The organism is Variovorax sp. 10L426, assembly GCF_056395305.1.
On record NZ_JBFTJF010000012.1, the window covers coordinates 201,933 to 219,804 of the forward strand.

A 17,872-nucleotide genomic window follows, 5' to 3' on the forward strand; every position below is an offset into this window, starting at 1 on the left:
TCGCCTGGACACCCCGTTTTCAAGGCATCGTTCAACTTGTAGTAGTTGCGGCGCGACGTGGTCCCGGTGCCGCTTTCCCTCTGAACGATCATGATAGACAACTACTGTCAGTAGAAACTATCTAGTATCCGAAGCTCATAGAAAAATTCTTTTCGCGTCTCAGCTAGAACGTCTCTCAGAAGCGCCACAGGAAGCAGATTGGGTTCAATGCAAATGACCGCCAACGGGCGGTCTGCGCGCGGATCACCTCCTAAGGACGACCGTCGCTATGGTCCATGTGTCGCCATTGGTCCACACACAGCAATGGCGCTATCGAATCAAACGCCCACGCCCAGCTCGCGCCTTTGGCTTTGAAGGCCGCTGCTTCTGATCGACCCATGCTCGCCCTCGTTCGAGTGCTGTCGAACTGCTGCCGAACCTGCCGATATTGACGGCAGCTGCAGCTCCGGGTGCGATGACCTTACATAGCCAACCCTCGGCCGCGCAGAAGAACGACGGGTACCAGCGGACGTAGATCTCCCAATTCTGGTAGACCTCTCTGACGACGTTCTGCGTGTGAAGTGAGCGCGAGGCCATGCGCTACCTAGGTTCACTTCGGTGATCTGAGTTTTGAGCTGCCGGCGCAGATGAGCGAAGATCGCTCCGCCGATCACCAACAGCCAAACCAACACCGAGAAATCGGTGCCGAGCGACCGCCGACAGGCCATACGGCTGGCAGGTCAGAAGTACCTCTTCCAAAACGGGCTGCCGGGCTTGTTCTTGGTGATGGTGTTGATCCAATCGGCCAGGAGTTGAAGCTCCCCGGCGACCTCTGCATCGTTGATCTCGCCGCCTCGCCAGGCCAGCCAGGCGTGCTCAAGCAGGTTAGTAAGCTGTTCGAGCGGCGGGATGCTGTCGTTGCGCAGGATCTTGCTCAGGGGCTCGCCGGTCCAGACCGGGTCCGCGTTTGGTTGGTACGTGCAGGTGGCTTTCCGAACCTGCATGGTGATCGTCATCACGTCTGGCTGCAAGTCGACTCTGTAGGTGTCGTCGTGGCCCCAACGGGGACTGTATAGCTCAAGATCCACATTCACGATGGGTCACTCCTCGGAGTTGTTATTGGCTGACGGATTGTGGCGCACGGCACTCATTCAGGAGCAGCGGTCGTCGCGCCGAGGTGGCCGTTTTGCCCAGAAATATCACGCCCCCGCAAGGACCGCATTCTCGCGATTGATCGCCCAGTCGCCGCCCGGCGACGCATCGAAGATCACCTCGTCGAGATCGGACGGGTCGGGTCGAGTGTTACGGCAGAATTCAGCTCGAAGAGTCAATTGAGGAGTGCCGATGTCAGATGCAGAAGGTGGTTCAACAACGAGGTTTGGTTGGCCGGCTCAACCCCGATCCGCTGCCGACTTGGAAGCATTGATGAGAGCGATCGATGGCACGCTGTCCGAGGAGGGGTTGAAGGTCTTTCAGCGCCCGCTTCATATTGGACGGAAGCTTTGGGAAGCGTTCGGATGGGGCGGGAGCATATTTCCGCCACGAGCTTTGGCGGATCAGCCGGGCTTCGACGGCGATGTGCTTATGGCAAAAGCGCAAAGATGGTACGAGGACACCTATGGCGAACGGCTGAAGGCTGACTGGGCCTATGGCTTTGCTCCCGTCCGTCTCGGAAACAACGTCTGGCGCGTCCGAGCGGGGCTCACCTATGGCCGTATAAGGCTCTACGTTGATAGAAACTTGCTGAACAAGGGGGCGGACCAGGGAAGCGGCAGTGTCGCCCCAACAAGCAATGTTCTTTGTGAAGTCGACGGACTACCCCAGGGCGTCGCCGACCGCCTTTCCGACAGCTCGCTTCGAGAATATTTTGACTTCTACCTCTTCATGTTCGAAAGCCTTCAGTGGCGTGACGGACTTCCAAGAACGGAGTTGCTCAATATGGCAGGCGCCGACTATGACGAATCTACGGCAAGCGTGCTCGGAGGTCGCTACGGACAGGCAAGATGGGCTGCACAGCAGGCAGTAGAGAAGACTTTGAAGGGTTTGCTGGCAATCGCCGGAACGAAGTTTCCAACGGGCGGACCCAACGGCCACAATCTCGACCACATTGCCGGCATTCTGGCCGCGCATCATGGGATCACTATTAATGCCGCTCTGCTGAAACTTGCAGCTTGCTCCCCGAAGGTGCGCTATGGCGATGAGTCGTCGAACGAAGTGCAGGCACTACAAGCCAACCATTCGGTTCTTGGAGTGCTTGAACAGTTGCGTAAGGCTCCAAAGACCGCTGAAATTCTTCAAAAGGCGCGGACCGAGCCATGACGACGACATGGCCACGATTGATCGTGACATGGATCGTGACAAGACAGGCAAGAAATGCGAAAGGGTTAGCAGGTACTCACCGGCTAACCCTTGCAATTACTGGTAGGACGTACTGGATTCGAACCAGTGACCAACGGATTAAAAGTCCGCTGCTCTACCAACTGAGCTAACGTCCCCTACCGATTTCTCGCTTCTTCATCCTTGCCGACGTCGAGTCCGGCAAAGCCCGAAATTATAGCGCGCCATTTTTGGCAATCCGGTCCAAAACCCAGCCTGCCGCACATTGACCGAACGTGGCGGTCACGCTCACCACCGAACCGTATCCGTGACAGTTGAGCGAGCCATCGCCCTCCACCGCGCACGAAGCATCGGGCGGTGCCACACTCTCGCGGCTGAACACGCAGGTCACGCCCATCTTGCGCCCTTCGCGCGGTGCGCTGTGCTCCTTGCGCAGTCGTTGGCGCAACTGCGCAAGCAACGGATCGTGAGTGACCAACGCCAGGTCATCGACATCGACCTTGTGCGCAAGTCGCTTGCCGCCGGCAGCGCCCACCGTGATGAAGCCAGTGCCGGTTTCACGCGCCCATGCCGCCATCGTCAGCTTCGCCCGAACCTGGTCACAAGCATCGATGACCGCGGTGGGTGATCCATTCGCGTCAATGGCCGTGGCGAGCAGCGACAGCCAATTGCCCGGCTCGACGAATTCGTCAATGGCCACAACTTCGCAGGACGGATTGATCTGCGCGATGCGTTCACGCATGGCCCCGACCTTGGCCTGTCCCACGGTGGCATCGAGCGCATGAATCTGGCGATTGATGTTGGATTCGGCGATGTGATCGAGATCGATCAACGTCAGCCGTCCCACGCCGCTGCGGGCCAGCGCCTCGACCGCCCACGAACCGACGCCGCCGATCCCGACGACCAGCACATGGGCCGATCGAATGGCGGCCGCGCCTGCGACTCCGTAGAGCCGCTCCAGCCCACCGAATCGGCGGGCCAGATCCGCGTCGTCGGCGGTGACGACATGAGAAGGCATGGTGCTCAACAAGCTAGCGCAGGCGCGAAAGCCGCTCGCGCCCGGCCTGTGCAGCTTCGGACTGCGGGTAGGCCTTGGTCAGATCTTCCAGCGTCTTTTTCGCCGCACGCGTGTCCTTCAATTCGATCTGGCAGTTCGCGATCGACAGCACGGCCTCGGGTGCCTTCGCATGATCAGGCGCCAATGTGAGCATTGACCTGAAATTGGCGATCGCCTCGTTGTAGTTGCGTGTCGCGTACTGCGCATTGCCGAGCCAGAACAGCGCGGATGCGTTGTAGCCGCTCTGCGGATAGCGTTTGACGAAATCGGCGAACGCCGTTTGCGCCTGTGCGAACTGGCCGGCCCTGAAGACGCCCAACGCCGCGTCGAAGTCGGCCTTCTCCTTGGGATCGGCATTGAACTCGCGTCCATCGATCGACACCTTTGAAGGCTCGTTCTTCTTGAGCTGGTTGTCGACTTCGGTCTGCCGCTGCTGCATCTCGGTGAGGGTGCGCGTCAGTTGCTCGTTCTGGCCGGTCATGCGTTGGAGATCGCCGCGCATCTGCTCGATCTGGTTCTGCAGATCGAGCAAGCTGCGTCGCAACTGCGCGTTCTCGTCGGCGCCCTGCGTACGCATGGTCTCGACGCGCTGGCGCAGATCGAGAATCGCGCGCCGTGCCTCGTCGTCCTCGAAAAGCGCGGCCTGTGCGCCCAGGGAGGCGCACAACAAGGCAACTGCGAGGGCCGCCCCTCGCAAGGAAACACGGGGCATCATCAACGGTAGGTGATTTCGGCGCGGCGGTTTTGCGCCCACACGTCCTCACCCGAGCCTTGCACTGCCGGCTTTTCCTTGCCGAAGCTCACGGCTTCGATCTGGCTGTCGTTGACGCCGAGCAGGGTCAGCGAGCGACGAACCGCTTCCGAGCGCTTCTGTCCCAGCGCAAGGTTGTATTCGCGGCCGCCTCGCTCGTCGGTGTGCCCTTCGATGGAGATATGACGCTGCGGATTCGCCTTCAGGAAGCGGGCGTGTCCGTCGATCAGCGACTGGAACTCGGGCTTGACCGTGTAGCTGTCGAAGTCGAAATAGATGATCCGCGCGACACCGACCGGGCCCTGCGCGGTTTGTGCATTGGGGTCGATGGTGACCGGCGCAACGCCGCTGGCCGCACCGCCCGAGCCTTGGCCGCCGCGATCAACCACAGGTGTGTCGTTGAGCTTGGTGCCCGACGAGCAACCGGCGATCAGCGCCACGATGGCCAACGAATAAATCGTACGTTTCAACATTTCGAACTCCTCAAGTTAATCATTGCTTTTGAAACGGACCCCAGTCCGGTTCGCGGATGTCTCCCGCCTGTCCCGCCAGGCGTGCTTTTATTTTTCCGTCCAGCGTCGTCGTCATGAGCGCCTCGCGGCCTTGGAGCTTGGTGGCGTAGACGATCAACTTGCTGTTTGGAGCAAAACTCGGACGCTCGTCGGCGGTGGTGTCGGTGATGGCCTGCACATTGCCGCTCGCCAACTCCATCACATGGAGTTTGAAGCCACCATTGACGCGCGAGATGTAGGCCAACCACCGGCCGTCGCCGCTGATGGCTGGAGAGATGTTGTAGGTGCCGGTGAAGGTGACCCGTGTCGGGTTGCCGCCACTGGCACCCATCTTGTAGATCTGCGGCGCACCGCCGCGGTCGCTCACGAAGTAGATGGTGCCGCCATCTGCCGAGTAGAACGGCTCGGTGTCGATGCTGTTGCTCTGCGTGAGCCGGCGCGGCTCGCCGCCACTGGAAGAGATGGTGTAGAGCTGCGAGCCGCCATCGCGGCTCAAGGTGACGGCCAGCGTGCTGCCGTCGGGCGCCCAGGCCGGCGCGCTGTTCGAGCCGCGGAAGTTGGCGACAAGTCGGCGCTGGCCGCTCGCGACGTTGTGCACGTAGACCACGGGCTTGCGCGACTCGAAGGACACGTACGCGAGCTGCGTCCCGTTGGAAGACCAGCGGGGTGAAATGATCGGTTCGGGGCTTGCGAGTGCCGCCTGTGCGTTTTCGCCGTCGGCATCGGCGACCCAGAGGCTGTAGCGGCTGCCGGCCTTGGTGACATAGGCGATGCGCGTGGAGAAGATGCCCTTTTCACCGGTCAGCTTTTCGTAGACGTAGTCGGCGATCCGGTGCGACGCGAGGCGCAGGTCGCCCTGCGGCACGGTGTAGCTCTGACCACCGAGGTCCTGGCCTCGAACCACGTCCCAGAGGCGGAAGCGAACGTCGTAGCGTCCATCCGCAAGACGGGTCACGCTGCCGACGACCAGCGAATCGGCCGTGCGCTGACGCCACAGGCTGAGGTCGGGACGCGAGGTTTCATCGAGTGACTGGCCGGAGGCATCGACGCCGCGGAACTGCCCGCTGCGCTCGAGGTCGGCCTGAACGATCGTGGAGATCTTTTGCGGCGAGGCGTCTTCACCCTTGAAAGGGGCAAGCGCGATCGGCAGCTGCGTCAACCCGACCCCCGAGACTTCAACCCGAAACTGGGCGAGCGCGGGGATCATGGGGGAGGCAGCGAGAGCCGCAATCAAGGCGCGGCGAGCGAGGAACGATGAAGAAGGGGTTGGGGGAAAGTCTTGCAACTGCTTTTTCATGCGGTTCGGAGAGGTTTCCGAGGAATAAGTTTCTTGTCTCGGACTTGACGAGGCCACATGGTACACATTGCGATGCCCGTAGCGTCACAAAACGTGTATGACCCGGCGCGGTCCTACAGGAAAGCGCGAACGTAGAATGCGCCGCCATGCAGCCCTCCCCCGCCGCCGAAGTCGCGCGCCCCCCCTTGATGCGCCGACTCGCGCGACTGATGGCCTGGTTCGGCGGTTCGCGCCGCTGGTGGGCCCTTGGATTCTTTACAGCCCTGATTGCCGCGCTCACCGAGCCCCTGATGCCCGCCTTGGTCAAGCCGCTGCTCGACCGTGGTTTCACACGTGGCCAGTTGGCTCTTTGGATCGTGCCGGTGTGCATGATCCTTCTCTTCGCGGTCCGCGGGCTGGCGCAGTTCATTTCGCAATACGCACTCGCGCGCATCGCCAATGAAGGCATGCAGCGGCTTCGGCGCATGCTGTTCGAGAAGCTGCTGGCGGCCGAGCTCGCGCTGTTCTCGCGGCAATCCGCCAGCACCTTGTCAAACACCGTCGTGTACGAGGTCCAGACCGGCGGCATGCTGTTGGTGCAGGCCTTGCTGGRCCTGTCGCGCGACGGACTGACGCTGATCGCGCTGCTGTTCTATTTGCTTTATCTGAACTGGAAGCTCACGCTGATCGTCGGCGTGCTCGTGCCGGGCGTCGGCTGGATCATGAAGGTCCTGTCGAAGCGCCTTTACCATCTGACGCGGCTCGGCCAGATCGCGACTGACGAACTCGCCTACGTCGTCGAGGAAAACGTGCTGGCTCATCGCGTCGTGCGTCTGCACAACGCCCAGGCCAGCCAGACGGACCGCTTCGAGCGCCTGAGCCACAGCCTCAACCGGCTGGCGGTGAAATCGACCATTGCGTCAGCTGCCATGACGCCGCTGACGCAACTGCTTGCCGCCGTTGCACTGTCGGTGGTGGTCGTGATCGCGCTTTGGCAGAGCAATGAACAAGGCCTGACCGTCGGCGGTTTCGTCGCCTACATCGCCGCCATGCTGATGCTGATCGCGCCGATCCGGCGGCTTGCCGACATGGCGAATCCGATCACTCGCGGGCTCGCGGCACTTGAGCGCGGCCTCGAACTGGTAGATACCGTGGGTGCCGAACCGCAAGGTCGTTTCGAAGTGCGCCGCGCCGAAGGACGAATCGAGCTTCGCAAGGCGCGTGTGACCTATCGCGGAGACGACGAATCGAGGGCGCTCGATGACGTCGATCTCACCATCGAGCCGGGTGAGGTCGTGGCTTTCGTCGGTCCTTCAGGGTCCGGCAAGACGACGCTGGTGAATCTTCTGCCGCGCTTCGTGCTGCCGAGCGGCGGCAAGGTGCTTCTCGATGGACACGACGTCGCAGAGTGGCAGCTCAAGAGCCTGCGTACACAGTTCGCCATGGTGAGCCAGGACGTCGTCATGCTGAATGACAGCCTCGCGGCCAACGTGGCCCTCGGCGCCGAGATCGATCGCGACCGGATCAGCGACTGCGTGGCCGCTGCGAACCTGACGGTGCACGTCGAGAGCCTGCCGAACGGCATCGACACCGTGCTGGGCCACAACGCGACGCAGTTGTCCGGCGGCCAGAGACAGCGACTCGCCATTGCTCGGGCGCTCTACAAGGATGCGCCCATCCTGCTGCTCGATGAAGCCACGTCAGCGCTCGACACAGAATCAGAGCGCTCGGTGCAGGAGGCCCTCCAACGCCTGATGCAAGGCCGCACGACCCTCATCGTGGCCCACCGTCTCTCGACGATCCAGCACGCCGATCGCATCGTCGTGATGGACCATGGCCGCATCGCCGAACAAGGCAGCCACGCCCAGCTGATGGCCCTCGACGGCCTCTACGCCCGCCTCCAAAACCTAGCGGTCCGAGGCGCCCAGCCTGGCCAAGATCCAAGGATCTAACGCGGCGCAACCTCTTCCAGAAACACCGCGGAACCGGCTTTGCCGGGCCGCCGGTGTTGCCCCCGGTAGGGGGTGGGCGGCTACACGAAGTGAGCCAACCTGGGGGCGAGCCTAAAGAAGCACGATGTCGTATTGGCCCTGCCCCATTTGGGGTTCGGCCTGCAATGAGATGGGCTTGCCGATGAAGTCGCTCAGTCCCGCAAGGTGCTGGCTCTCCTCGTCGAGGAACAGTTCGATCACCTGGGGCGAGGACACGATCCGGAATTCGCGCGGCGTGAACTGTCGCGCCTCCCGCAGGATCTCACGCAGAACGTCGTAGGCCACGCTGCGCGCCGTCTTCACGATGCCCTGCCCGCTGCAGGCAATGCATGGCTCGCAAAGCATGTGTGCCAGCGACTCGCGGGTGCGCTTGCGCGTCATCTCCACGAGCCCGAGTTGCGAGAATCCACCGGCCGTGGTCTTGACCCTGTCGCGCGCAAGCTGCTTGCGGAATTCGGCCAGCACCTGTTCGCGATGATCGTCGCGCGCCATGTCGATGAAGTCGACGATGATGATCCCGCCCAGATTGCGCAGACGAAGCTGACGCGCGATGGCCTGCGCGGCTTCGAGATTGGTCTTGAAAATCGTGTCGTCGAAATTGCGCGCCCCGACAAAGCCGCCGGTGTTCACATCGACGGTGGTCAGCGCCTCGGTCTGGTCGACCACCAGGTACCCGCCCGACTTGAGTTCGACACGCCGCCCCAGCGCCTTGGCGATTTCCTCGTCGATCGAATAGAGATCGAAGATCGGCCGCTCGCCCTTGTAGAGCTGCAGCTTGCCCGCCGCCTGCGGCATGAATTCAAGACCGAACTTGAGCAGCACGTCGAACTGCTCGCGCGAATCGATGCGGATCGTCTGCGTGTCTTCGCTGGTCATGTCGCGCAGCACACGCTGCAGCAGGCTCAGGTCCTGGTGCAACAACGACATGGGCGGCATGCGCACCGACAGTTCGCGAATGCGCGACCAGGTCTTGCGCAAGTAGGCAATGTCTTCGGCCAACTCGGCGTCGCTCGAATCCTCGCCATTGGTGCGCAAGATGAAGCCGCCGGTGTTCGCGGGAACCACGCCGCCGCCGTCGGCCGCTGCGGCCGCCTCGATCAGCACCTGCATCCGGCTGCGCAGCGCATCACGAAGGTCGGGCGGGATCTTCTGCGAAACACCGACGTGGTTGTCCTGCGGCAGAAAGACCAGCAGTCGACCAGCGATGCTGATCTGCGTGGACAGCCGTGCACCCTTCGTGCCGATCGGATCCTTGATCACCTGAACCAGCAGCGATTGCCCCTCGAACACCTGCTTTTCGATCGGAACCATCACGGCGGCATTGCGATGGTCGCGCTCCGGCGATGCCGTGCTGGCACGTGAGCCCGGGGTGAACGGTGAAAGGATGTCCGCAACGTGCAGGAAAGCGGTCCGGTCCAGCCCGATATCGATGAAGGCCGACTGCATGCCCGGCAGCACCCGCGACACCTTGCCCAGGTAGATATTGCCGACCAGCCCCCGCTCCAGCGTTCGTTCCAGGTGGAGTTCCTGGACAGCGCCGTGCTCGACCACGGCGACGCGCGTCTCTTGCGGGGACCAGTTGATCAGGATGTCTTGCATCGGTTGTGAGGTCTAAAGCCTGAAGCCAGCCTGGCGCAGCAGCCGGGCGGTCTCGAACATCGGGAGGCCCATGATGCCCGAATGCGAGCCGCTGATGTGTTCGATGAATGCTGCCGCCCTGCCCTGGATGGCATAGGCGCCCGCCTTCCCCATCGGCTCGCCGCTGGCGACGTACGCCGCGATCTGCGTCGGATCGATCGCCGCGAAGCGCACATGGGACACATTGAGGAGCGCCTGGCGTTCGGCACCGTGTTGAAGCGCGATGGCGGTCATCACGCGGTGGGTACGGCCGGACAGCATGGCGAGCATGCGCTCGGCATCGGGCTCGTCTTCCGGTTTGCCCAAGATCGTGCGTCCCAGCGCGACCGTGGTGTCGGCGCACAGGATCGGCGCGCCAGGAAGTGCCAGACGCTCGTGCCGCCGGACGGCCGCATCGAGCTTGAGCGCCGTGACCCGCTGTACGTAGGCCGTGGGCGATTCGCCGAGCTGCACGGCCTCCAGCGCCTCCGCGTCCTCTTCGGGGCCCGCGAGAAGCAGTTCATGACGAACACCCAATTGCCCGAGCAGTTGCGCGCGTCGCGGGCTCTGCGAAGCGAGGTAGATGAAACCGGGGTTCATGCCAGTCGGCTCATTCGCGGTGATAAGGATGACCCGCGTTGACCGACCAGGCACGATAGAGCTGCTCGACCAGCAGCACCCGCGCCATCGCGTGCGGAAGCGTCAGGTCGGAAAGCCGGATCCGCTCATGCGCAGCGGCCTTGAAGGCCGGGTCCAGTCCATCGGGCCCGCCGATGACCAATGCGACATCGTCGCCCTCGCCCTGCCAAGCCTGCAGCCGGGCGGCGAGCGCTTTCGTGGTGAGAGATGTGCCGCGCTCGTCCAGGACAACGATGCGCATGCCCTTGGCGATGGCGGCCTCGATCCGCTCGCGCTCTGCGGCGTAGAGTGTTTCCAGGGTCTTGGAACCGCGAGGCTCTGTCTTGACCGCCCGGAGTTCGAGCTTCAGCTCAGGCGGAAAGCGCTTGGCATAGTCGTCCCAGGCGGTCTGCGCCCAGTCGGGCATGCGCTGCCCGACTGCGACCACCAGCAGTTTCATGACCTGGAGGCAGCGGTCTTGCGCGCAACCTTCTTGGCTGCCGGTGCGGTCTTCCTCGCAGGCGTTTTCGCGGCGGCCTTCTTGGCAGGCGCCTTGTTCACGACCACGGTCTTGACGACCGGCTTGGGTGCCGCTTTCTTCGCTGCAACCTTCTTGGCCGCGGGCTTCTGCTTGGCGGCTTGCTCGGCAGCGCGGATCGCTGTCTTGGCTGCGCTCGAACGGCGCAGCGAGGTGTTCTTCGCGGCAGGCGCCTTCTCTTCGTACTCGGAGGCCCTGACCGCCGTGGGCTTCGTCGCACCCAGCTTGGTGCGCACGGGCTTGTCACCCCAGATTTCCTCGAGGTGGTAGTACTGGCGGATGGCCGGCTGCATGATGTGCGCGACCGCCGCGCCGCAATCCACGATGATCCATTCGCCGTTGGCTTCACCTTCGACCCGCGGCTTGTGGAAACCGGCCTCGCGCACAGCGTCGAGCACGCTCGCGGCGAGCGCCTTGGTCTGACGGTTGGAGGTTCCGGAAGCGACGATCACGCGCTCGAACAGTGGAGACAGATGCTCGGTATCGAAAACCTGGATGTCCTGCGCCTTGACGTCCTCTAGGCCATCGATGATGGCTCTCTGGAGTTTCTGGGTGTCTTTTTTGGCGGCGGCTTCAGTTCTCATCAGGCGGATCGGTAGAGATGGTGTTGTTCAATATAGCGTGCAACCGCCGGCGGAACCAGTTCGTACAGGCCCTCACCATGCGCGGCGCGCGCCCGAATGTCGGTCGCGCTGATGTCCATTGGCGGGAGTTCGAGCTTTTCGAATCGCGCGCCGGCTGGAAGGGATGGCAGTTTCGAAGGATCGAATTCGCCAGAAGAGCCCGTGGATATTGCGCGATATGCTACGGAAATTATAGCGGTCGAAAGAATGTCCTCCCAACCGTGCCAGCGGGGAAGCGACAGAGCCTGGTCCGCACCCATGATCAGCACGAGTTGCGCGGCCGGATGTTCTTGTTGCAATTCGCGCAGGGTATCGAGTGTGTAGGTGGGCCCGGGGCGGTTGATTTCGCGAGGATCGACCTCAGCGTTTGCAAGTCCGGCGAAGGCAAGCCGCGACATGGAGAGTCGATGCTTGGCTGCACTCAGCGTGCGCTCCTTGTGCCAGGCCTGCCCTGTCGGAAAGATCCGCAGTTCGGCCAGATCGAGTTGCGCAAGTGCCGCTTGCACCAGCGCAACGTGCGCCTCGTGGGGCGGATCGAAGGCGCCGCCGAAGACGCCGATCCGCGGTTTCATCAGAGCCATTTCAGAGCCATTCGCGCCGCACGATGAAGTCGCTGTAGAGCGCCGCCTCCGCGCTTCCGGGCTCGGGCTGCTGGCGATAGGCCCAGCTGGCGAGCGGCGGCATGGAGAGCAGGATCGATTCGGTGCGTCCGCCGGATTGCAGGCCGAAATGCGTGCCCCGGTCCCACACGAGGTTGAACTCCACGTAGCGACCGCGGCGGTAGAGCTGGAATTCGCGTTCGCGCTCACCGTAGGGTGTGTCGCGGCGGCGCTCGACGATCGGCATGTAGGCCGGCACGAAGGCATCGCCGACCGAACGCAGCATGGCAAAGCTTTGCGCGAATCCGAGTTCGGAGAAGTCGTCGAAGAAGATGCCGCCAATGCCGCGCTGCTCGTTGCGATGCTTCAAGAAGAAATAGTCGTCGCACCAAGTCTTGAAGCGCGGGTATTTGTCCTCGCCGAAAGGTGCGAGCGCATCGCGGCAAGTCCGGTGGAAGTGGACGGCATCTTCCTCAAAGCCGTAGTACGGCGTGAGATCCATGCCGCCGCCGAACCAGCACACGGGTGATGCATCGGCCGGCAGCGCAGCCAGCATCCGAACGTTCATGTGCACTGTCGGCACGTATGGATTGCGCGGGTGGAACACCAGCGACACACCCATGGCTTTGAAAGGCGCGCCAGCAAGCTCAGGCCGGTGCTGCGTCGCGGAAGGCGGCAGCTTCGAGCCCCGTACTTGCGAAAAGCCGCAACCCGCGCGCTCGAACAACACACCGCCTTCGAGGATGCAGGTCAGTCCGCTGCCCTGCAAGACTTCGCCGGGATCCTTGTGCCATTCGTCGCGAACGCAACGGCCACCGTCGGCCGCCTCGACGGCCGCGACGATGTTCTTCTGCAAGCCGCGAAGGTAGTCGCCGACTTCCGCCGGCTCGACGCCTGGCGGGGTTTGCATCAAGATTGCGAACCGCGCGCGTGCACGGCGCGGTGCCCGATGTCCTTGCGGTACTGCACGCCATCGAACTGGACGCGTGCCGCGACCGCATAGGCGCGCTGCTGCGCCTGCTTGACGCTGTCGGCCAGCACGGTCACGCAAAGCACGCGCCCGCCGCTGGTCGTGAGTTCGCTGCCTTCGAGCGTGGTGCCTGCGTGGAAGACCACGGCATCGGGCGATTCGGGCGGAATCCCGGTGATGCGATCACCCTTGCGCGGCGAGAGCGGGTACCCATGTGCCGCCAGCACGACGCCGAGCGCCACGCGGCGATCCCAATCCAGCTCGACCTGATCGAGCGTGCTGTCGGTCGCGTGCCAGAAGACTTCGAACAGGTCGGACTTGAGCCGCAACATGATGGGTTGCGTCTCGGGGTCGCCCATGCGGCAATTGAATTCGAGCGTCTTGGGGTGACCCGCAGCATCGATCATGAGACCGGCGTACAGGAAGCCGGTGTACGGAATACCGTCCTTTTCCATGCCTCGGATTGTCGGCAGGATGATTTCGCGCATGGCGCGCGCATGCACCTCGGCGGTCACGACCGGCGCGGGCGAATAGGCGCCCATGCCGCCGGTGTTCGGTCCCTCGTCGCCGTCGAGCAGTCGCTTGTGGTCCTGGCTGGTGGCGAGCGCCGTCACGTTCTTGCCGTCGCACAGGACGATGAAGCTGGCTTCTTCGCCCTGGAGAAATTCCTCGATGACGACCCGGGCGCCGCCTTCGTTGTGCGAGACGCCGAACTTGTTGTCGAGCAGCATGAAGTCGATGGCTTCGTGCGCCTCCGCCAGCGTGGTGGCAACGACGACACCCTTGCCGGCCGCGAGCCCGTCGGCCTTGATCACGATCGGCGCGCCCTTGGCGTCCACATAGGCGTGCGCAGCGGCGGCATCGGTGAAGGCTTCGTACTCGGCGGTCGGGATGCCGTGTCGCTTCATGAACGACTTCGAGAAGGCCTTGGAACTCTCCAACTGCGCGGCGGCCTTGGTCGGCCCGAAGATGCGCAGGCCATGCGCGCGAAATTCGTCGACCACGCCTGCCGCCAGCGGCGCCTCAGGCCCGACGACGGTCAGCGAAATCTTTTCCTGCTGCGCCCACGCGCGCAGCGCCGCGGGCTCCGAGATATCGACGCACTCGTAGCGCGCATCGGTGCGCGTACCACCATTGCCCGGCGCAACGTAGACCTTGCTCACGCGTTGCGACTGCGCCAGCCGCCATGCCAGCGCATGCTCGCGGCCCCCTCCCCCGATCACCAGTACCTTCATTCGCGGGCCTTCGTTCGCGCGTCCATCATTCGGACAACGCAGCGTTGTGATAGACATCCTGCACGTCGTCCAGGTCTTCCAGGACGTCGAGCAGCTTTTGCATCTTCGCGGCGTCTTCACCGGCGAGGTCGATGGTGTTTTCGGCGCGCATCGTGACCTCGGCCACTTCGGGCTTGAGGCCGGCCGCCTCGAGGGCGTTCTTGACGGCCTCGAAATCGCCGACAGCCGTGAGCACCTCGATGGCGCCGTCGTCGTCGGTGATCACGTCTTCGGCGCCAGCCTCGAGCGCCACTTCCATGACCTTGTCTTCGCTGGTACCCGGCGCGAACACGAACTGCCCGCAGTGCTTGAACTGGAAGGCCACCGAGCCTTCGGTGCCCATGTTGCCGCCGTGCTTGGCAAAGGCATGACGCACTTCGGCGACGGTACGGACGCGGTTGTCCGTCATGGTGTCGACGATGATGGCCGCGCCGCCGATGCCGTAGCCCTCGTAGCGGATTTCCTCGTAGTTGACGCCTTCGAGGTTGCCCGTGGCCTTGTCGATGTTGCGCTTGACGGTGTCGGCCGGCAGATTCACCGCCTTGGCCTTTTCGACCGCCAGCCGGAGCCGTGGATTGGCGCCGAGGTCGCCGCCGCCCGTGCGCGCGGCCACCATGATTTCACGGATGGCGCGGGTCCAGAGCTTTCCTCGCTTCTCGTCCTGCCGGCCCTTCCGATGCTGAATATTTGCCCATTTGCTGTGTCCGGCCATGGCTCAATCTCTCGCTATCCTGAGTTTTCAAAAGCAAGGAGCGAGTTTACTGTCCGGCGCGGGCCGCGACCGGCGCAATGTGACAGGCGGTGAAGCGGGCGTCGATGCCTTTTTGGGATAATCCCGCGCTGATGCGCCATCCGCCTTCCTCGGCATCTTCTTCTTTGGATCACCCAGCCACCGCGCATGAACATTCCTACCATTGTCGAGGCCAAGTGACAGCAAGAGTACCTTTCGGGGCGCCGCCCCTGCGCGTCGAGCGTCTTTCCTTGCCTGAGAGCCTGGCCCTTGCCGCCAGCGGGCGTTCACCCTTCGGTGCGCTTGGCTACGGAACCCCCGATGGGCTCCCGTGGATGCCGACCGTGAATGCACGCGTGCTGTCGGCGCGTGGCGCCATGGCGGACGTCTGGCACGCCAGCGAACACATCGAATCCGGAACGACCGGCGTCGTGCGCTGGCGCTGCGACGGGCACTGGATGCTCGGCGCGATCGACCTTGACGAAGCCGTCGAAAAGCAGGGGCTGGCCACGCTCGCCCAGCGGGCTTATCACGATCTTTTCCGGTCGCTGGAGCAAACAGGCAGCGCGCACCTGCTGCGCATCTGGAACTACCTCCCGCAGATCAATGGCGACGGCGGCGGTCTCGAACGCTACCGGCAGTTCAACCTCGGGCGGCAAGAGGCGTTCGTCGAAGCGGGCCACGCTGCGTTCGAAGGGGCACCGGCGGCCTGTGCGCTCGGCATCCATCAAGGTGCGCTCTGCATCCGATTCCTCGCCGGGCGCACGGCACCGTTGCCGATCGAGAACCCGCGGCAGGTCTCGGCCTACCGCTATCCGCCGACCTACGGGCCGCGCGCACCCACCTTCTCGCGCGCCGCCATTGCGGAGATCGGCGGCGGCGAAGTCGCGCTCTTCATCTCCGGAACGGCCAGCATCGTCGGGCACGAGACCGTGCACATCGGCGAAGTTCTGACCCAGACGCAGGAAACACTGCGCAACCTGGGCGCGGTGATCGCCGCGGCCAATGAGCGGACGACCGCGAGGTTCGACCTCTCCGCGCTGGATTGCGTGGTGTATGTCCGCCGCGCGGCCGACGCGCCGATCGTGCGGCGGGTGCTCGAAGAGAAGCTCGGCGTGGACGCGCACACGGTCAGCCACGCGGTCTACCTCGAAGCCGACATCTGCCGCCAGGACCTTCTGGTGGAAATCGAAGCCCATGCCGTTGCCAGCGGCAGCTTGCGCGCTTGACGACGCGCCTCTTGCGATGAACCGGCCGCTTCGTCAGGCGCTCTCGATCCCGCTCGCGTTGCCGCTCTACATCCTGCTCGCCTTGCTGGGGAGCATTTCCCTCGTCTGGAACCTGATTGCGATGCTGCTCTACCCGGTGCTGCCCCTGGAAACAGGGCGCACACTGGGCCGAATGGTCATCGCGCGCGCCTACCGCTTCTTCTGGGCCGCGGCGTCCTTCAGCGGCATGATGCGCATCGACGCCAGTTGCCTCGACGCCTTGCGCGACGAACGCGGCCTGATCTTCGTGGCCAACCATCCCACCATGCTCGATGCCCTGCTGTTGGTGGCAAGGCTGCCGCGCAGTGCCTGCATCATGAAAGCCGACCTGATGCGGAACATCTTTCTCGGTGCCGGTGCACGACTGGCGCGCTACATCCGCAACGACTCGGCCCGCACGATGGTGCGTCTGGCCGTCGAAGACCTCAGGAACGGCGGGCAGTTGGTGATCTTCCCCGAGGGCACGCGGACCGTGACGCCGCCCCTGAATGCCTTCAGGCCCGGCGTCACGCTGATCGCCAAGCTGGCGCAGGCACCGATCCAGACCGTTTTCATCGACACTGATTCGCCCTACCTGGCCAAGGGGTGGCCGCTGTGGCGCGTACCGCCCTTGCCCATCGTTTTCACGCTACGGTTGGGACAACGCTTCGCGCCCTCCCAGGACAGCGATGCGCTGCTGCAGCAAATCGAACAATACTTCCGCCAATCCATGGAACAGCGCGCTCCCCACGCGCAGCCCGCATGCCAGACGTCTCGCGCACCCACCTTGTCCTGATTCCCAGCTACAACACGGGCGAACGCCTGTTCTCGACGGTCAACGCGGCACGTGCTCAATGGAATCCGGTCTGGGTGGTGGTTGACGGCAGCACCGACGGAACCGCCGAACGCATTCAGCAGATGGCAGCATCCGATCCGGGATTGCGGGTCTGGGTACTGCCGCACAACCAGGGCAAGGGTGCCGCTGTGCTGCACGGCCTGCGTGCCGCCCAGGAGGCTGGCTACACGCATGCACTCACGATGGATTCCGATGGGCAGCATCCGGCGGAACTGATCCCGGCCTTCATGAAAGCGTCACAGGCTCGGCCCGAGACGATGGTGCTCGGCCGCCCCGTCTTCGATGCGAGCGCGCCGCTGTTGCGGGTGCGCGGCCGGCGCGTCTCGAACAGTTGGACCCAGCTCGAAACCCTGTTCGCAGGCGTCGGTGATTCGCTCTATGGGTTTCGGGTCTATCCAGTCGCCGACCTGATCGCCACGATGGCCCGCCAACCATGGATGCGTCGCTTCGACTTCGACACTGAAGCAGTCGTGCGGTTGGCTTGGCGCGGCGTCAAGCCAGTCAACATCGACGCGCCGGTGAAGTACCTGACGGCGGAAGAAGGCGGGGTGTCGCACTTTCGCTATGTGCGCGACAACCTGCTGCTCACCTGGATGCATGCGCGGCTGATGGTGGAGTTTGTGCTGCGGTTGCCGGGGCTGCTGTTTCGCAAGATGCGGGGGGCGCCGCCGTTTCAGGGTTGAGTTCTAGGGGTTGGGGTTGGGGTTGGGGTGGCGGAGGCGGTCGGTGTGCGCTGGGCCGGCCGACGTCACCGGCCGCTTCGCGGCTGCCCTGCGCTGCTCGCGGTACGCGGGGTCCGCGCGAAACTCGCTTCGCTCAAACACGCGCAGCCCTGATCCGCGTACCGCTGCGCTGCTCGGCGGTGCCTCAACGGCCGGCCCAGCGCACACCGCCCGC

Annotated in this window: 18 protein-coding genes and 1 tRNA gene; 5 read left to right on the forward strand and 14 right to left on the reverse strand. The window is 63.6% G+C overall.

Annotated features, from left to right (window positions below; genetic code table 11):
• Positions 1–719 precede the first annotated feature (719 nt).
• Positions 720–1,073 (reverse strand): hypothetical protein, encoded by a 354-nt coding sequence (locus tag AC1DHL_RS18925; RefSeq protein WP_478162963.1) that lies wholly within the window; start codon positions 1,071–1,073, stop codon positions 720–722.
• Positions 1,074–1,323: 250 nt separating this feature from the next.
• On the opposite strand from AC1DHL_RS18925, the gene AC1DHL_RS18930 reads away from it, so the two are divergent.
• Positions 1,324–2,298, forward strand: coding sequence for a HEPN domain-containing protein (locus AC1DHL_RS18930; protein WP_478162964.1), 975 nt, complete (start codon positions 1,324–1,326; stop codon positions 2,296–2,298).
• Positions 2,299–2,398: 100 nt separating this feature from the next.
• Here the strand turns inward: AC1DHL_RS18930 and AC1DHL_RS18935 are convergent.
• The 5 genes from AC1DHL_RS18935 to tolB all read right to left on the reverse strand — a co-directional run bounded on the left by AC1DHL_RS18935 (position 2,399) and on the right by tolB (position 5,843).
• A tRNA-Lys gene (locus tag AC1DHL_RS18935) sits at positions 2,399–2,474 on the reverse strand.
• A 56-nt stretch (positions 2,475–2,530) separates the two neighbouring features.
• Entirely contained in the window at positions 2,531–3,334 is an 804-nt protein-coding gene (locus tag AC1DHL_RS18940; RefSeq protein ID WP_478102838.1) for a tRNA threonylcarbamoyladenosine dehydratase, read from the reverse strand.
• A 13-nt stretch (positions 3,335–3,347) separates the two neighbouring features.
• Positions 3,348–4,085, reverse strand: coding sequence for a tol-pal system protein YbgF (ybgF, locus tag AC1DHL_RS18945; protein WP_478102836.1), 738 nt, complete (start codon positions 4,083–4,085; stop codon positions 3,348–3,350).
• A 2-nt stretch (positions 4,086–4,087) separates the two neighbouring features.
• Positions 4,088–4,597 (reverse strand): peptidoglycan-associated lipoprotein Pal, encoded by a 510-nt coding sequence (gene pal, locus AC1DHL_RS18950; protein WP_478102834.1) that lies wholly within the window; start codon positions 4,595–4,597, stop codon positions 4,088–4,090.
• A 19-nt stretch (positions 4,598–4,616) separates the two neighbouring features.
• Positions 4,617–5,843: a Tol-Pal system beta propeller repeat protein TolB gene (gene tolB / locus AC1DHL_RS18955; protein WP_478102832.1), complete on the reverse strand. Its 1,227-nt coding sequence runs from the start codon at positions 5,841–5,843 to the stop codon at positions 4,617–4,619.
• 236 nt (positions 5,844–6,079) lie between these two features.
• On the opposite strand from tolB, the gene msbA reads away from it, so the two are divergent.
• Complete coding sequence (msbA, locus tag AC1DHL_RS18960; RefSeq protein WP_478162965.1) at positions 6,080–7,864, forward strand: lipid A export permease/ATP-binding protein MsbA; 1,785 nt, start codon at positions 6,080–6,082, stop codon at positions 7,862–7,864.
• A gap of 111 nt (positions 7,865–7,975) precedes the next feature.
• Here the strand turns inward: msbA and rng are convergent, their stop codons facing one another.
• Genes rng through AC1DHL_RS19000 form a run of 8 tightly spaced genes read right to left on the reverse strand, consistent with a single transcriptional unit; the run spans position 7,976 to position 14,854 of the window.
• Positions 7,976–9,502: a ribonuclease G gene (rng, locus tag AC1DHL_RS18965; RefSeq protein WP_478102829.1), complete on the reverse strand. Its 1,527-nt coding sequence runs from the start codon at positions 9,500–9,502 to the stop codon at positions 7,976–7,978.
• 12 nt (positions 9,503–9,514) lie between these two features.
• Positions 9,515–10,120, reverse strand: a complete 606-nt coding sequence (locus AC1DHL_RS18970; protein ID WP_478102828.1) for a Maf family protein — start codon at positions 10,118–10,120, stop codon at positions 9,515–9,517.
• A 10-nt stretch (positions 10,121–10,130) separates the two neighbouring features.
• Positions 10,131–10,598, reverse strand: coding sequence for a 23S rRNA (pseudouridine(1915)-N(3))-methyltransferase RlmH (gene rlmH, locus AC1DHL_RS18975; protein WP_478162966.1), 468 nt, complete (start codon positions 10,596–10,598; stop codon positions 10,131–10,133).
• Positions 10,595–11,260, reverse strand: a complete 666-nt coding sequence (gene rsfS / locus AC1DHL_RS18980; protein ID WP_478162967.1) for a ribosome silencing factor — start codon at positions 11,258–11,260, stop codon at positions 10,595–10,597. The genes rlmH and rsfS overlap by 4 nt, the downstream gene beginning before the upstream one ends.
• Complete coding sequence (gene nadD, locus AC1DHL_RS18985; RefSeq protein ID WP_478102825.1) at positions 11,260–11,880, reverse strand: nicotinate (nicotinamide) nucleotide adenylyltransferase; 621 nt, start codon at positions 11,878–11,880, stop codon at positions 11,260–11,262. Before nadD ends, rsfS begins: the two co-directional genes overlap by 1 nt.
• Position 11,881: 1 nt before the next feature.
• Positions 11,882–12,808: an oxygen-dependent coproporphyrinogen oxidase gene (gene hemF, locus AC1DHL_RS18990; protein WP_478102823.1), complete on the reverse strand. Its 927-nt coding sequence runs from the start codon at positions 12,806–12,808 to the stop codon at positions 11,882–11,884.
• A complete protein-coding gene (purD, locus tag AC1DHL_RS18995) occupies positions 12,808–14,103 on the reverse strand; it encodes a phosphoribosylamine--glycine ligase (RefSeq protein ID WP_478102821.1) in 1,296 nt (431 codons plus the stop codon). Before purD ends, hemF begins: the two co-directional genes overlap by 1 nt.
• 25 nt (positions 14,104–14,128) lie before the next feature.
• Entirely contained in the window at positions 14,129–14,854 is a 726-nt protein-coding gene (locus AC1DHL_RS19000) for a YebC/PmpR family DNA-binding transcriptional regulator (RefSeq protein ID WP_478102820.1), read from the reverse strand.
• 215 nt (positions 14,855–15,069) lie between these two features.
• On the opposite strand from AC1DHL_RS19000, the gene AC1DHL_RS19005 reads away from it, so the two are divergent.
• Genes AC1DHL_RS19005 through AC1DHL_RS19015 form a run of 3 tightly spaced genes read left to right on the forward strand, consistent with a single transcriptional unit; the run spans position 15,070 to position 17,658 of the window.
• Positions 15,070–16,101, forward strand: a complete 1,032-nt coding sequence (locus AC1DHL_RS19005; protein ID WP_478162968.1) for a chorismate transformation FkbO/Hyg5 family protein — start codon at positions 15,070–15,072, stop codon at positions 16,099–16,101.
• Between the two features lie 16 nt (positions 16,102–16,117).
• Positions 16,118–16,915 (forward strand): lysophospholipid acyltransferase family protein, encoded by a 798-nt coding sequence (locus AC1DHL_RS19010; RefSeq protein WP_478162969.1) that lies wholly within the window; start codon positions 16,118–16,120, stop codon positions 16,913–16,915.
• On the forward strand, positions 16,882–17,658 hold the full coding sequence (locus tag AC1DHL_RS19015; RefSeq protein WP_478162970.1) for a glycosyltransferase family 2 protein: 777 nt from the start codon (positions 16,882–16,884) through the stop codon (positions 17,656–17,658). Before AC1DHL_RS19010 ends, AC1DHL_RS19015 begins: the two co-directional genes overlap by 34 nt.
• Positions 17,659–17,872 lie beyond the last annotated feature (214 nt).